At 34.4% G+C, this 16038-nt stretch carries 15 protein-coding genes and 1 riboswitch; all 15 genes read right to left on the bottom strand.

Features of this window, described 5'->3' with window-relative positions:
• Nucleotide 1: 1 nt before the first annotated feature.
• The 15 genes from Q0873_RS15385 to thrA all read right to left on the bottom strand — a co-directional run bounded on the left by Q0873_RS15385 (nt 2) and on the right by thrA (nt 16025).
• Nucleotides 2-1012, bottom strand: coding sequence for a homocysteine S-methyltransferase family protein (locus Q0873_RS15385; RefSeq protein ID WP_299108936.1), 1011 nt, complete (start codon nt 1010-1012; stop codon nt 2-4).
• Nucleotides 1013-1062: 50 nt separating this feature from the next.
• Nucleotides 1063-1170: riboswitch (SAM riboswitch) on the bottom strand.
• Nucleotides 1171-1235: 65 nt separating this feature from the next.
• The gene (gene cysM, locus Q0873_RS15380; protein ID WP_299108935.1) at nt 1236-2123 is read right to left on the bottom strand and encodes a cysteine synthase CysM; all 888 of its coding nucleotides are present in this window, start codon (nt 2121-2123) and stop codon (nt 1236-1238) included.
• Nucleotides 2124-2146: 23 nt separating this feature from the next.
• On the bottom strand, nt 2147-2899 hold the full coding sequence (epsC, locus tag Q0873_RS15375) for a serine O-acetyltransferase EpsC (RefSeq protein ID WP_299108933.1): 753 nt from the start codon (nt 2897-2899) through the stop codon (nt 2147-2149).
• A 10-nt stretch (nt 2900-2909) separates the two neighbouring features.
• Entirely contained in the window at nt 2910-3242 is a 333-nt protein-coding gene (locus Q0873_RS15370; RefSeq protein ID WP_299108931.1) for a 2Fe-2S iron-sulfur cluster-binding protein, read from the bottom strand.
• On the bottom strand, nt 3242-4297 hold the full coding sequence (locus Q0873_RS15365) for an NAD(P)/FAD-dependent oxidoreductase (protein WP_299108929.1): 1056 nt from the start codon (nt 4295-4297) through the stop codon (nt 3242-3244). The genes Q0873_RS15370 and Q0873_RS15365 overlap by 1 nt, the downstream gene beginning before the upstream one ends.
• Nucleotides 4298-4378: 81 nt before the next feature.
• The gene (locus Q0873_RS15360; RefSeq protein ID WP_299108927.1) at nt 4379-4954 is read right to left on the bottom strand and encodes a bifunctional precorrin-2 dehydrogenase/sirohydrochlorin ferrochelatase; all 576 of its coding nucleotides are present in this window, start codon (nt 4952-4954) and stop codon (nt 4379-4381) included.
• Nucleotides 4955-5722: a uroporphyrinogen-III C-methyltransferase gene (gene cobA / locus Q0873_RS15355; protein ID WP_299108925.1), complete on the bottom strand. Its 768-nt coding sequence runs from the start codon at nt 5720-5722 to the stop codon at nt 4955-4957.
• A gap of 11 nt (nt 5723-5733) precedes the next feature.
• Nucleotides 5734-7836, bottom strand: coding sequence for a HEPN domain-containing protein (locus tag Q0873_RS15350; protein ID WP_299108923.1), 2103 nt, complete (start codon nt 7834-7836; stop codon nt 5734-5736).
• Between the two features lie 30 nt (nt 7837-7866).
• Entirely contained in the window at nt 7867-8217 is a 351-nt protein-coding gene (locus Q0873_RS15345; RefSeq protein ID WP_299108921.1) for a 4Fe-4S dicluster domain-containing protein, read from the bottom strand.
• Nucleotides 8218-8236: 19 nt separating this feature from the next.
• On the bottom strand, nt 8237-9484 hold the full coding sequence (locus Q0873_RS15340) for a GTP-binding protein (protein ID WP_299108919.1): 1248 nt from the start codon (nt 9482-9484) through the stop codon (nt 8237-8239).
• Nucleotides 9485-9507: 23 nt separating this feature from the next.
• Entirely contained in the window at nt 9508-10413 is a 906-nt protein-coding gene (gene cysD / locus Q0873_RS15335; RefSeq protein ID WP_299108917.1) for a sulfate adenylyltransferase subunit CysD, read from the bottom strand.
• A gap of 11 nt (nt 10414-10424) precedes the next feature.
• Complete coding sequence (locus tag Q0873_RS15330) at nt 10425-11051, bottom strand: phosphoadenosine phosphosulfate reductase family protein (RefSeq protein WP_299108915.1); 627 nt, start codon at nt 11049-11051, stop codon at nt 10425-10427.
• Nucleotides 11048-11302 carry a DUF2061 domain-containing protein gene (locus Q0873_RS15325; RefSeq protein ID WP_299108913.1) on the bottom strand — a complete coding sequence of 85 codons (255 nt, stop codon included), beginning with the start codon at nt 11300-11302 and terminating at the stop codon, nt 11048-11050. The genes Q0873_RS15330 and Q0873_RS15325 overlap by 4 nt, the downstream gene beginning before the upstream one ends.
• 112 nt (nt 11303-11414) lie before the next feature.
• A complete protein-coding gene (locus Q0873_RS15320) occupies nt 11415-12584 on the bottom strand; it encodes an O-succinylhomoserine sulfhydrylase (RefSeq protein WP_299108911.1) in 1170 nt (389 codons plus the stop codon).
• Between the two features lie 36 nt (nt 12585-12620).
• The gene (gene thrA / locus Q0873_RS15315) at nt 12621-16025 is read right to left on the bottom strand and encodes a bifunctional aspartate kinase/homoserine dehydrogenase I (RefSeq protein ID WP_299108908.1); all 3405 of its coding nucleotides are present in this window, start codon (nt 16023-16025) and stop codon (nt 12621-12623) included.
• Between the last annotated feature and the right edge of the window lie 13 nt (nt 16026-16038).

Below are 16038 nucleotides of genomic sequence, written 5' to 3'. Positions count from 1 at the left end.
TTTACAATGCTGAGCTAAGTTCAGCATGTGGACGCGGCTGATATCTTGCTGCAACATCTGCAATTGCTTTGATATGAGCAGGGGTAGTACCGCAACATCCTCCAATAATATTGATCAAATTTTTCTTTAAATATTCTTCTATTTGTGTGGCAGTTTCTTCAGGAGTTTCATCATACTCTCCAAAAGCATTGGGTAACCCTGCATTTGGATGTGCTGATATTGCCAAGGTTGTTTTGGAAGCAATGGCTTCTAAATGGGGTTGCAATAAATTTGCTCCTAAAGCACAGTTAAAGCCCACAGATAGTAATGGAATATGTGATATAGAAACTAAAAAGGCTTCTGCCGTTTGCCCAGAAAGTGTTCTCCCAGAAGCATCGGTAATAGTTCCTGAAACCATGGTTGGAACATCTATTTTTCGTTCATCCTTTACCTCTTCAATAGCGAATAAAGCAGCTTTAGCATTTAAGGTATCAAATACCGTTTCTACCAATAAAATATCAGCACCACCATCTAATAAAGCTTCTATTTGTTGTTTATAAGCGATTCGTAATTCATCAAAAGTAACCGCTCTATATCCAGGGTCATTTACATCTGGAGACATACTAGCGGTTCTGTTGGTAGGACCAATTGAACCAGCAACAAATCGAGGTTTGTGAGGTTCTTTAGCATTGAATTCATCTGCTACTTCTTTAGCTATTTTTGCCGATTCATAATTTAGCTCATATACCAAATCTTCCATTTGATAATCGGCCATAGCAATAGTAGTTCCAGAGAAGGTATTGGTTTCTACAATATCTGCTCCAGCAGCAAAATATTTTCTATGTACTTCTTTTACTGCTTCGGGTTGGGTGATAGACAATAAATCGTTATTCCCTTTTAAAGGAGTAGGATACTCTTTAAAACGTTCTCCACGAAAATCTTCTTCAGTAAATTTATATTCCTGAAGCATGGTTCCCATAGCACCATCTAGTACTAAGATACGTTTTTGTATTTCTTTAAAAATGTTTGACATTCCTGATAATTTAGTAACATGTTATCAGGAAAAGAGAAGTGAAATTCTTTTCGTTATCTCCCCATAAATCTTATGGTAGAATTTAGCACCTTCTTTGTTTGCACAAAGGGTTGCTAAGGTTTCAAAGGGTCTATTCCCTCCACCTTTCTTGATAACATCAATTAAGTTAATGAACTGTGGGCAAATTTATTAGATTATTTTTTAATTACCCAATAAAAAATAACTATTTGTATAAGTTCGATGATAAATATCGATCTCCTCTGTCACATACAATCGCTACTACCACACCTTTCTCTATAGAATTCGCTACTTTTAGAGCCGTTGCAAAAGCTCCACCACTACTCATTCCAGCAAAAATTCCTTCTTGATTTGCTAGTTTTAAGGTACCTTCTTCGGCTTCTTGCTGTGTAACTTGTAATATGGTATCTATTTTTTGAGGTTTAAAAATTGCAGGTAAATACTCTTCAGACCATTTTCGTATTCCTGGAATTTTTGCTCCTTCTTTGGGTTGTACTCCAATAATTCTAATATCATCATTTTGTTGTTTCAAATAATCTGAAACTCCGGTAATAGTACCTGTTGTTCCCATAGCCGATACAAAGTGTGTGACTTGTCCTTCAGTATCTCGCCATATTTCTGGTCCAGTAGTAGTAAAATGCGCTTTTGGATTATCGAAATTATCAAATTGATTTAATCTAAAGTATCCCTTTTTATATTTTAATTTTAATGCATGGTCTATGGCTCCTTCCATACCTAACTCAGTAGGAGTTAAGATAACTTCAGCACCATAAGCTCTCATGGTTTTTACACGTTCAACAGTAGCGTGTTCAGGCATGGTTAACACCATATTTACTCCTAAAACTTTTGCCATTAGAGCTAAGGCAATTCCAGTATTACCACTAGTAGCTTCTACTAAAGTGTCTCCTTTTTTAATGTTTTTCTTTTTAAGAGCTTCAGAAATCATAAAATAAGCAGCTCTATCTTTAACACTTCCACCAGGATTGTTTCCTTCTAGCTTTAATAGTAGTTTTACATTTGGATTGTTAAATGAATTGGTAACTTCTACTAAAGGGGTGTTTCCTACGAAATCAATTATACTTTTTGTTTTCATTAATGGTTGTTTTTTAAGTAAAGTCATTTTACATACGATTTTCTGGTGGTAATTTTATTTTCTGATTCATAAGTAACTATGGAAGCTTTTGGAATGGATGAGGTTACACATACATTCGCTCCAATAATACTGTTTTCTCCTATGGTTACATCTCCGCCTAATATGGTTGCGTTGGCATAGATGGTTACATTATTTTCTATCGTTGGATGTCTTTTCGTTGCGGCCAATTCTTTCTTTACTTGAATTCCACCCAATGTGACTCCTTGATATATTTTTACATTGCTTTTTATAATGGTTGTTTCTCCAATAACAATTCCAGTAGCATGATCAATAAAAAAAGATGCTCCAATAGTAGCCCCTGGATGAATATCTACCCCCGTAATACTATGTGCATATTCACTCATCATTCTTGAAAAAGTAAATTGGTTGAGTTTGTAAAGCTCATGACTTAGTCGGTAAATAGCTATTGCATGAAAACCAGGATATGCCAAATACACTTCTTCTAAGCTTTTACAGGCAGGATCGCTCTGTTCAAATGCAATGGCATCTAAATCTAATTTATGGCGTATGCTCAAAAATTGTTCTTGATATACATACCATAATTCAGAAGCATTTTCTATGTGTAGCTTGTCACTAATGGTTAAGAAAAGCTTTTCTATTTTTTCCTGATTATCGGTTTTGTAGTTTTCATCAAAAAGAGCATAGAAGAGATGTTTGGTAAATACTTCTACGGTCTCTTTTAAACAGAGGTGATAATTTTTTACTGAGTTGGTCACTACGGTCATTTTATACTTCTGGTGCTAATTCTATTTCTAATCCTTCTAATTGTGTTGTTATTTGAATTTGACATCCTAAACGGCTGTTGTCTTTTACATCGAAAGCTTCCGCTAACATTGCGTCTTCATCATCGGTCATTTCAGGCAGTTCATGTGTTGAGTTCACATAGCATTGACATGACGCACACATAGCCATTCCGCCACAAACTCCAATGGTTCCTTCAGGAGCTAGTTCGTATGATCTTACTAGCTCCATTAAATTCATTGCCATATCAGTCGGTGCAAGTACCTCATGGATTACACCTTCTCTATCGGTTATTTTTATGGTTACGTCTTGTTCCATTATTGAATTGCTTTTACCACTGCTTTTGGTGCTTCTTTTTTGGTTCCATCAAACCCTTGTACACCACCAACAGTTGTATATTTCATTACATATTTTTTATCTGGGTGAATTCTTTGATAAGCACTCTGACACATTAAGGTAGCCTCATGGAATCCACATAAGATTAATTTTAGCTTTCCTGGGTAGGTGTTTACATCACCAATAGCGTAAATACCAGGAACGTTGGTTTGATAGTCTAAAGAGTTATTTACTTTAATAGCATTCTTTTCGATCTCTAGTCCCCAATTGGCTATAGGTCCTAATTTTGGAGCTAATCCAAACAATGGAATAAAATGATCGGTATCTAAAATAAATGGCTCTTTTCCTTTTTGTTCTACCACAACTCCTGTAACGTGCTCTTTTCCTAAAACACCTTTTACTTCAGCAGGAGTAATCAAGTTGATCTTACCAAGATTTTTTAATTCTTGTACTTTTTCTACAGAATCTAAGGCTCCTCTAAATTCATTTCTTCTATGAATCAATGTTACCGATTTTGCAACATCCGTTAAGAAGATAGACCAATCTAAAGCAGAGTCTCCACCTCCAGCAATCACTACATCTTTATCTCGATATAGTTCTGGCTCCTTAATCATGTATTCCACACCATTATCTTCATATTGCTGAATATTTTCTATTTGGGGTTTTCTTGGTTCAAAACTTCCTAATCCACCTGCAATGGCTACTACAGGAGCTTGGTGTTTAGTTCCTTTATTGGTAGTAACAATAAAAGTTCCGTCTTCTTGCTTTTCAATAGTATCAGCACGTTCTCCTAAAGTAAATCCAGGTTCAAATTGCTTAATCTGTTCCATTAGATTTTTGGTTAAGTCACCTGCTAAAATTTCAGGATATGCTGGAATATCATAAATTGGTTTTTTAGGATAGATTTCAGAACACTGTCCACCTGGTTGTGGCAAAGCGTCTATTAAATGACAGCGTAACTTTAATAATCCTGCTTCAAATACTGTAAATAATCCAGTAGGTCCGGCTCCAATAATTAATATATCTGTTTGTATCATTTCTCTTTTAATTTTGTCATTACATTGGTAAAAGCACAGCAATTATATGTTTAAGGTTGCTTGATTTTATTTACAATGACGTTAGCGTATTAGGTTTTCGGTTAACTTATTTAGTGTCTGTACTTTTTCTTCAAAGTTTCCTTTGATTGTTTTTCTATAATCGTTCAAATTTTGAACCAGTTGGTTAATGTCTTCTGGTATTACTTCTTCGAAAAACTGTCGTAATCGTTTTGCTGTTGTTGGCGATTTTCCATTGGTAGAAATAGCCACCTTTACATTTCCTTTGGTAACAATTCCTCCCATATAAAAATCGCAATATGGTGGATTGTCGGCTACGTTGACCAACTTATGCTGTGCTCTACAATCATGGTATACTTGCATGTTTACCTCAGGATTATCGGTAGTAGCAATAACAATGTGTTTTCCTTCTAAATAATCTTTATCATAAATACCATTTAGCATGGTAGTATTTCCTGTTTTTGCTACAGCAATGGTTTCTTCTCGGTAAAAAGGAGCTACCATAGTAACCTTAGCATCTGGACTCGATTTTAGAAGAAAAGACAATTTTTCTTCTGCCACATAGCCACCACCAACAATAAGTACTTCCAATTCTTTTGTCTTTAAGAAAATAGGATAGAGGTTGTTTCTTTCTTCCATTTATACTACTTCTTTAAAGGCTACCTCTTGTTGAATTTGTAAAAGCTGTTGTCTGTGATTCACAACATCTCCTAAAATGATAATAGCAGGGTTACTCAATTGATTGGTTTGTACAACTTCTTCTATAGAGTTTACCGTTCCAATACCAATTTTCTCATGCTTGGTAGTTCCATTTTGAATAATGGCTACAGGTAAATCTCCTTTTTCTTCTTGTTTAAATAAAGAAACAATCTCAGGAAGTTTTCCCATTCCCATTAGAATAACTACCGTTGCATTAGATTTAGCAGCTAGTGCTACATCGTTAGACAATTGGTGTTGTTTGGTAGTTCCAGTAATCACCCAAAAACTCTCCGCACTCCCTCTTTTTGTTAAAGGAATGTTTTGGTAAGCAGGTACCGCTAATGATGATGATATTCCTGGAACAACTGCGACTTCTATTCCATGTTTCGCAGCGTATTCCATTTCTTCAGCCCCTCTACCAAAAATAAATGGATCTCCTCCTTTTAAACGTACTACATGACCATGAGAGTGTGCTCTAGCAACAATCAATTCATTGATTTGCTCTTGTTGATAGCGATAGCAACCTCTTCGTTTTCCAACAAAGATTAATTCTGTCATTGGATGTACGTAACTTAATAGTTCAGAATTTACTAATGCATCGTATAGTACTACAGATGCAGACTCTAAGGCTTTGATCGCTTTTAAGGTGATTAAATCGGCATCACCAGGACCAGCTCCTACTACTGTTAATTTTGGTTGCGTATTCATTGTGCTCTCTTTTAACTTTCGACTACAAGTTTTCTATATGCATCTACTGTTTTGTAAAAAGACTTTGCTTCTTGCAAGTACTTTTTAGCAAATGCTTCTGTAGGTTCATTTTTATTTATTTGATATATTAAATCTGAAAATGTACTTGGAAGTGCTACTTTATTTGTACTTACAAATACATCATCAAAGTTTTTTATAATTCCCGCTTGGGTATTGGTTTTTTGTCCTTCTGAGGTTAATAATGCTTTCGCAGTATTTACAATAGCTGCGTATGAATGGTAAATACTATCTGCCCACTGCTTCTCGTTAAAAGCTTCTTTAGAGTTATCTAGTTTTTCTTCACTTTCAAACAAAAGCGTAGCCACTAAATCAATTACAACCCCGGCACATTCTCCAACTCCAATAGCTTTTACATAATTTTTATCATGACCCCAATCAATAAAATCATCTTCGCTTAAATTGCTAGTGTCTGAAAGCTCTTTTAATAGCTCATAGAAATAGGTTTTTCCATTTCTATCATAATAAGCTAAGAAGTTTTCATTTTCCTCTTTTCTTGATTCGAAATCATTTAATAAAAGTCTTAAAGCTTGTGGACCTCTTTTACTAGGGATTTTTACCAGCTTATCTGAAAAACGCCCTTGTCCATCACCTACAACACCACCTCCAATTAAAACCTGTAGGGCAGGGGCTAATAAGTTTCCAACTTTAACAGACATTCCCTGAAAACCAATATGTGCCATATTGTGTTGTCCACATGCATTCATACAACCACTAATTTTAATAGTGATTTCTTTATTGGTAATGTATTGTGGGTATTCTGTTTTAAAAACACGTTCTAATTCTGCTGCAATACCAGTACTACTTGAAATACCTAAATTACAAGTATCGGTACCAGGACATGCAGTAATATCTGTAGTGCTATCATATCCAGCCTCTACAAAACCTAATTTTTCAAGTTCAGTATAAAAGAATGGTAATAGTTCTTCTCTTACATGGCGTATCAGTATATTTTGACGTAAGGTAAAACGCAATTCATTGGCTGCATATTTTTTAATTAAATCAGCTAACAATCGTGCTTTATCTGTATAAAAATCACCTAAGTGCACTTTAATACCTACAGCAAAAAGTCCTTCTTGTTTCTGTGGAATTACATTCGTGTGTTTCCATGCTTCATATGCCTTATTATCTGTAATTTCTACAGCAGGAACGTCATTAGTTTCAAAAGTGATTGGTTGTTCAAACGGAACTGTTTCAATAGGATATGTTTGATATGCCAATGCTTTTTTCTCTTCTTCTACTAAGGTTAAAAAAGCATCTAAACCAATCCCTTTTACTAAGAACTTTAAACGAGCTTTGGCTCTTTTAGTTCGTTCTCCATGACGATCAAATACACGTAAAACACCTTCAATAGTTGGAATTAACAAATCCTCTTCTAAAAATTCATACATCACATCAGCCTGACGAGGTTGAGAACCTAATCCACCTGCTAACATCACTTTAAAACCTTTTATTTCGGTACCATTGATGTTTTTGGTTTTTGCAATAAAACCTAAATCATGCATAAAGCTTAAAGCAGTGTCTTTTTCTGTGGAAGAGAAAGACATTTTAAATTTTCTTCCCATTTCTTGACAAACAGGGTTTCTCAAGAAAAATTGAAAAGTAGCATGTGCATATGGGGTTACATCAAAAGGTTCATTCGGATCAATTCCTGCAGTTTCTGAAGCCGTAACATTACGTACCGCATTTCCACAGGCTTCTCTTAGCGTAATATCATCCTTTTCTAATTGTGCCCAAAGCTCTGGAGTTCTATCTAAACTCACATAATGTATTTGAATATCTTGTCGTGTTGTGATATGCAATCTACCACGAGAATATTCATCTGATACATCTGCAATTCTATGTAATTGCTCACTGCTTACCTTTCCATAAGGTAATTTGATACGTATCATTTGAACTCCTAGTTGACGTTGGCCATAAACTCCTCTAGCTAAACGTAGACTTCTGAATCGTTCTTCATCGATTCTTCCTTCTTTAAACAATCGAATTTTACGCTCTAATTCGATAATGTCTTTTTCTACAACTGGGTTTTCTATTTCTGTTCTAAAACTTTGCATGGTTTCTAGTAATTCGCTTTGTAAAGCTTTTTATTCGTTGTGTAAAAATTGTTGCTTTTGAAGCAATTCTTCTTCTGTTTCAACATGGTCTTCATCAGGAACACAGCAATCAACCGGACATACGGCAGCACATTGTGGTTCTTCATGAAAGCCTTTACATTCTGTACATTTATCTGGTACTATAAAGTAGTATTCATCAGATATAGGTTCTTGTTCTAAAGTAGCATCTGCTTCGTTACCATTAGGTAATGTTATACTTCCCTCTAAGGCAGTACCTTCACTATATTTCCATTCCATTGCCCCTTCATAAATGGCTGTGTTAGGGCATTCTGGTTCGCATGCACCGCAATTGATGCATTCATCGGTTATAATTATTGCCATCGTCTAAATAGTTTAGGAATTATTTGATAAAACCAATACCAGAAGTATTATTTGTTCTTGGATTGATGAGTATAAATGTTCCATTAGATTTATTGTCTTTGTAACTATCTACGAACAACTGTTTACTCACCTTTAACGATACCTGTCCAATTTCATTTAAACTTAATTGAGAAGGAGCTATTTCTTCTCCTGAAAAATCAGTTTTAACTAAGGATGCTATATTGGTAATTTTTGCTTGTGCATCGTTTATTCCGTGTTTTATATAATATTTTTCTGAAGCCTGTAAAGGAGTTTTGTCCATCCAACAAATCGTTGCTTCGAGTTGTTTAACAGCTTGAGGTTCTTCTCCAGATTTTACAATCATATCGCCTCGACTAATGTTAACATTATCTTCTAAGGTTAAATTGATAGAACTTCCTTTTTGAGCTTCTTGATATTCTTGATTGAAAAAGTGAATGCTTTTTACTTTAGATTTTGTTGCAGATGGTAAAATGGTAACTTCATCTCCTACAGCAATACTATCTCCATATAGTTTACCCGCATAACCTCTAAAGTCATGATACTCTTCCGTTTTTGGACGTACTACTGTTTGTACTGGAAAACGTGCTTTTGCATCTTTCTCTATAGTTTGCGTATCTAAATCTTCTAAATGATCTAATATACTTTGCCCGTTATACCAATCAATTCTTGCAGATTTAGAAACTACATTATCTCCGTGTAAAGCAGAAATAGGAATAAAGGTGATCTTTTGATCTTGGTATTCGCTTTTAGAAGCTAAATATTCTATTTCTCCTTTAATTTCATTGAATTTTTGCTCAGAAAAATCAACCAAATCCATTTTGTTTACCGCTACAATTACATCTTTTACTCTCAGTAAATTATTGATAAAAAAGTGACGATACGTTTGTTCTACAACTCCATTTCTTGCATCTACTAAAATGATAGATGCTTGAGAATTAGATGCGCCTGTTACCATATTACGAGTATATTCAATATGTCCAGGAGTATCGGCTATAATAAAGCTAGTTTTTGGTGTAGAAAAGTAAATATGAGCTACATCAATGGTAATTCCTTGTTCGCGTTCTGCTACCAAACCATCGGTTGCCAATGAGAAATCTAAATAGTCAAAACCTCTCTGTTTACTTTTCTCTTCTATAGCTTGTAATTTATCATCGGTAAGCGATTTTGTATCATACAAAATTCTACCTATAAGTGTACTTTTACCATCATCTACACTTCCTGCTGTTGCTATTTTTAGTACATTCATTTGTTTCGTTCTTTAGTGTTGTTTTAGAAATACCCTTGTTGTTTACGTTTTTCCATGGCTGCTTCAGATCGTTTGTCATCTATTCTAGCGCCTCTTTCTGATATGGTTGATTCTCTAATTTCATCAACAATCGTATCAATATCAATTGCTGTTGATAATACCGCTGCGGTACAGCTCATATCACCTACAGTTCTAAAACGTACCATTCGTTCTTGTACTTCTTCATCTTCATCTCTATAAACAACTTCATCATTAACAGACCATATCAGTCCATCTCTAACAAAAGTTGCTCTTTTATGAGCAAAATAGATAGAAGGAATTTCTATGTTTTCTTGTTGGATATACGACCAAACGTCTAATTCTGTCCAGTTTGAAATTGGAAAAACACGTACGTTTTGTCCCAAATCAATACGCCCATTTAGCATGTCGAATAATTCTGGACGTTGGTTTTTTTCATCCCATTGACCAAAATCATCTCGCACAGAGAAAATACGTTCTTTGGCTCTTGCTTTTTCCTCATCTCTGCGCGCTCCGCCGATACATGCATCAAAACCAAACTCTTCTATGGCATCTAATAACGTTTCAGTTTGTAACATGTTTCGGCTCGCGTACTTCCCTGTTTCTTCTTTAACCTTACCAGCATCAATGTTGTCTTGTACATTACGTACAATGAGCTCAACTCCTAATTCTTCAACTAACTTGTCTCTAAAAGCAATAGTTTCTGGAAAATTGTGTCCAGTATCTATATGCATTAAAGGAAAAGGAATTTTGGCTGGGTAAAATGCTTTTTGAGCAAGTCGCACCAGTGTTATGCTATCTTTTCCCCCAGAAAATAACAACACTGGCTTTTCAAATTGTGCGACAACTTCTCTTAAAATATATATAGCTTCACTTTCTAAAGCTCCAACTCTAATGATATTCGTATTCATAATGCTATTTTTTAAATATGTAAACCACATTCTCTATTGCTTTCAACTTTGGTTGGGTCGAAATATTTAAACTCATTTGGTAATTGATGTTCCTCTAAATAGGTATCTAAATCTGCATCTGACCAGTGATAAAATGGACTTACTTTTAAAATACCGTCTTTGCTATAAGAAAGAATTCCAATATTATCTCTAAAAGCAGTTTGTCCTTTTCTAAGGTTTGTGAACCAAACTTCTGGCTGATGTTCTTCCATGGCTCTTTTAAAAGGCTCTAACTTTACCTGCTCAGTAAAAATTGAATGCTTAGGATCATCAATTGTTGGAAGTCCTAAGGTTTGATTTCTATGTGCAACCGTTTGCTTTGGAACATATAGTTGAACATTTAAATCAAGTTTTTCAATCACTGCTTCTGCATGTTTATAGGTTTGCGGAGTGTTATATCCGGTATCGCACCAAACAACTTTTGTTACAGAATTTACTTGTGTTACTGCATGTAAAATAGCTGCTTCATAGGGTCTGAAATTGGTTGTAAGAATTGTTCTTTGTTGCAAATCAAATGCCCATTCCACTATTTCCTTCGGAGCTAGCTTTTCCAGTCCTTTATTTAATTCTTCAATATTTAATTGCTTTTCTAATCTCATTTTTTGCCCCATTTTATTGTGTTCCAAAGTCTTTCGTGAAAAAAGTAGAGTATCATTTTTGTTCCTAATTCAATGCCTCCTATGGAGAGTGCTGTAGTTACTTTTCCTGTGATAATCCAAGAAATAAGGATCGTATCTATAGTTCCTACAACTCTCCAGCTAATAGATTTAGCGATGCTTCTGATAGGTTTTTCAGACTCTTTATCACGCTTAAAATTTTTATCGTTATCAATTACTTGTTCTAAAATCATTTTTAAAATTCTATTACCCTATAGGATTAATAGGTTTTTAAGTTTGCAAATGTAAGCTTACATTTTAATTGACCAAATCTTTTTTAAAAAATTAACAATTGCTTAATGATTGTTAAATATTGGAAAGGGCAGAAGAGAGGTCTTTGATAACATCTTCTACGTTTTCTAATCCAATCGAACATCGCACCAAACCATCAGTAATACCAACTTCTAACCTGTCTTCTTCGCTTAATTTACTGTGTGTTGTAGAGGCAGGATGTGTAACGATGGTACGAGTGTCTCCTAAATTCGCAGAGAGTGAACACATTGTAATATTATTCAAAAATGTTCTTCCTGCTTCAATACCTCCTTGAATTTCAAAAGCGACGATATTACCTCCCAATCTCATTTGTTTTTTCGCTACTTCATATTGCGGATGCGATTTTAAAAATGGATATTTTACCAAGTTTACTTTTGGATGTTCTTCTAAAAACTGCGCTACTTTTAATGCGTTTTCACAGTGTTTCTCTACACGCAATGAAAGTGTTTCTAAACTTTTAGAAAGTACCCAAGCATTGAAAGGGGACATTGCGGGTCCTGTATTTCTTGAGAATAAGTATATTTCTCTAATTAAATCTGCTTTTCCAACAGTTACACCTCCTAAAACTCTTCCTTGACCATCAATTAATTTTGTAGCAGAGTGAATCACCAAATCAGCTCCAAATTTAATAGGGTTTTGAAGGTAAGGAGTGGCGAAACAATTGTCTATTACCAATAGTAAATTGTGCTTTTTGGCAATCTTACCAAGCAATTCTAAATCTAAAATATCCACGGCGGGATTGGTTGGTGTTTCAGCATATAAAATTTTGGTATTTGGTTGTATCAAATCCTCTATTTTATGAGCTTCATTTACTTTAAAATAGCTTGTTTCTATATTCCACTTCGGAAGGTATTTGGTAAACAAACTATGGGTTGATCCAAATACAGATCTTGAGGAAACAATGTGATCTCCTGCATTTAGTAAAGCACCAAAAGTAGAGAACACAGCGGCCATACCAGTAGCAAAAGCGTATCCAGCTTCCGCTCCTTCCATAGCTACAATTTTATTGGTAAACTCTGTTGTGTTTGGGTTGGAAAAGCGGCTGTATAAGTTCTTCTTTTTTTCTTCTGCGAAAGAAGCTCTCATGTCTTCAGCATCATCAAATACAAAACTAGATGTTAGGTATAACGGAGTGGAATGTTCAGAAAATTGTGAACGTTCTGTTTGCGTTCTGATGGCTTGTGTTTCGAAATTTGTGCTCATTTTGTTTGTTGAGGTTTGTTACCTGATATTATTTAGTTAGTTGTTTGTTTTTGCTAGTCGTAAGATGTCTCCAAAAACACCTCTGGCTGTTACTTCTGCACCAGCACCGGCTCCTTGAATTACGATAGGTTGCTCTCCATAGGATTCTGTATAGATTTCAAATATGGCATCCGATCCTTTTAAACTTCCTAACGGAGAGTTTTGAGGAACAGATACTAGTTTTACATCTAATTCTCCCTTTGATTGCTGAAGATCACCATGTAAATCACCTATATAGCGTAATACATGACCTTCTTCTTGTTTGTCTTTTTTCTCTTGGAAATAAGTATCGAGATTAATAAGACTTTTTAAGAATGCTGAAGCCGAGATTTTTCTAAGACTTTGTGGAATCAAGTTTTTAATATTAATGTCTTCAAATTCATTTTCTAAATCCAATTCACGTGCTAGAATCAATAACTTTCTAGCCACATCATTTCCACATAAATCTTCTCTAGGATCTGGTTCTGTGTATCCTTTATCAATTGCTTCTTGCAAGATTTTTGAGAAGGGTTGATCTTGCGTTGAATAATGATTGAAGATATAACTTAATGACCCAGAAAAGACTCCTCTAATTCGTACAATATTTTCTCCAGAATCATGTAATAATTTAATGGTGTCAATTAAAGGTAACCCAGCACCTACATTGGTTTCATAGAGATAGTTCTTTTTATTTTTCTCTAAGGTGTTTCTTAATTTTTTATAGAATTCATAAGAAACTGTATTGGCAATTTTATTCGAAGAAACTAAATCAAAACCAGCTTCAACCAAGGAAATATAATTTTGGGTAAATCCTTCGCTTGCGGTGTTGTCCACTGCAATTAGGTTTTCTAAATGATGTTCTTTAGCATATGCAATTACCTGCTGAATTAAGTCGTCTTTATTTTCTGTATTCGTTAAATCTTCTTGCCAATTTTTAGAGACTCCATTTTTATTTAATAGTGCTGTTTTAGAGTTGGCAATAGCGAAAATATTCAAATGAATTTTACGCTTTTCTAGTATGTTATTAGCATTGTCTAGAATTTGATTGATTAAAGTACCTCCTACTAAACCTTTACCAAAAACAGCAATGTTTACTTTTTTAGCTACTCCAAATACTTGTCCGTGAATAACATTTAAAGCTTTGTGCAAATGTTCTTTCTTTACCACCAAACTCACATTTTTCCCGGAGATAGTGTTGTTGAATAAAAGAGGAACAATTTGGTTTTTGATGAGTGCGTTAAAAGGTTGATGAAATTCACTAAGATTTTGCCCGATGATAGATATTACCGAAACATCATCAAGAATTGAAATCTTGTTTACATCTTTGGTGTAAAAATCATTTTCAAACTCATTTTCCAGCGCTTTCACTGCTATTTCAGCTTTGTCCTTATCAACAACAAGTCCGATACCTCTTTCTGAAGAACCTTGTGAAATAATACTAACGCTTACTCCCTGATGACTTAATGCTTTAAAAATTCGAGCATCAACACCTACTTTACCTAACAAGCCTCTCCCTTCAAAATTAATCAGTGCAACATTGTCTAAAACAGATAAAGATTTGATTCCTTCTGAATTGGATTTTGCAGTGATTAAAGTTCCTTTATCTTTAGGTTTAAAGGTATTTAAGATTCTTAGATTGATGTTTTTTTCCAATAAAGGAATAATGGTTTTGGCATGTAAAATATTGGCTCCAAAATTGGCAAGCTCATTAGCTTCTGAAAAAGACAACTCTTCAATTTTTTTAGCGTCTTGAACGAAATCAGGGTTGGCTGTAAAAATTCCATCTACATGTGTGTAGTTTTGTAGCTCTTCTGCATTTAAATAATTAGCTAATAAAGATGCCGTATAATTACTTCCGTTTCTTCCTAAGGTTGTGGTTTCATTTTTGACAGTAGAAGCAATAAAGCCTGTTATTATGTTAACTGTACCACCGTTGTGTTTTTTAAAATGTGCATGTACATTTTCTTTAGAAAGCTCAATGATAGGCTGCGCATTTCCGTAATTTTCATCTGTTTTTAAAAGTTCTCTAGCATCTGTTGGATTTGCTTTAATACCTTTTTGTTCGAGTAATTCTGCAACCGTTTTTATTGATAGTAATTCACCTTGGGCTAAAATTTCATCTTTAATTTTATTACTGTAATCTCCTAATAAACTTACCCCTTCAAAGAGTTTTTCTAATCGTTCAAACTCTTTTGTATAATCTACTAAAGGTGTAATTAGAGATTGCTCTCTTTTAAAGGCTTCTAGTTGCTCAATATAAGCTTGGTTTTTGGAAGCTTTTTCTAGAATGCTTTCTAAAGCATCTGTAGCTTTTCCTCTGGCAGATACTACAACAGCAATCTGCTCTCCGTCATTAATTTTATCTTCTATGATTGAAATAACTTTATGAATTCCTTCATTCGATAAAGACTTTCCTCCGAATTTTAAAACTTTCATTTTTTTAGTGGTGCTATTTTTATTAAAGATTGGTGTTACAATCTTTTTAAGTTGTTCGTATTCTATTAAAAAGGCATCATGCCCATGTACTGAATGTATTTCATTATAAGTAACATTCGGATGAACTGTGGCTAGCTCTTTTTGGGTTTCTCTATTCTCTTCCGCAGTAAAAAACAAATCAGAATCTACTCCGATAATATGGATGTCGGCTTCAATTTTTTCTAACACATTAACGCCTTCTCTTCCTCTGGTTACATCAATAGTTTTGAGTAACTGATTCATTAATTTATAAGAAGCTAATTGATATCTTTCTTGTAGTTTTTTTCCATGGTGTAACAACCAGCTTTCTACATTAAAGATTTGTAATTCCTCATTTTTTGTACGCTGAAATCTATTTTTAAAAGATTCTGGCGTTCTATAACATAACATGGCATGCATACGCGCATCATGAACAGGATTGTTAGAATTGGTTAAAAACAATTCTTGTATTTGGCAATTGGCAATTAACCAATCGGTTGATTTCCAGTCTGTAGCTACTGGGATTAAATGCTGTGTTATTTTTGGATTAATCACTACCATCTCCCAGGCAATTCCACCACCTAAAGAACCTCCTATTAAAGCAAAAAGTTTATCGATGTTTAAAACTTTTAGTCCTAACAAGAAAATATTTGCGATGTCTCTAGCTATAAAACTTTTGTAATCTTCGATAAGAAAATCATCAAAGCCATTACCTGGAATATTAAAGCAAAGTATGGTATAATCTTGTGTATTTATGGTTTTGTTTTCTCCAATAAGATCACTCCACCAACCATCTTTACCTGCAACATTACTATTTCCTGTTAAGGCATGATTAATTAATACTACAGGTGCAGTACCCAGTTTTTTACCGAACAACTGGTAACTTAAAGGGAAATTTTCATACTGGGTACCACGCTCTGTAACATAGCTGTCAATAATTAATTGACGTAAAGTTTTAGATGCACTCATTTTTTACGTTATT

The sequence above is a fragment of the uncultured Tenacibaculum sp. genome, assembly GCF_947498805.1.
Lineage (GTDB): Bacteria > Bacteroidota > Bacteroidia > Flavobacteriales > Flavobacteriaceae > Polaribacter.
This window is presented reverse-complemented; position numbering and strand designations above follow the sequence as displayed.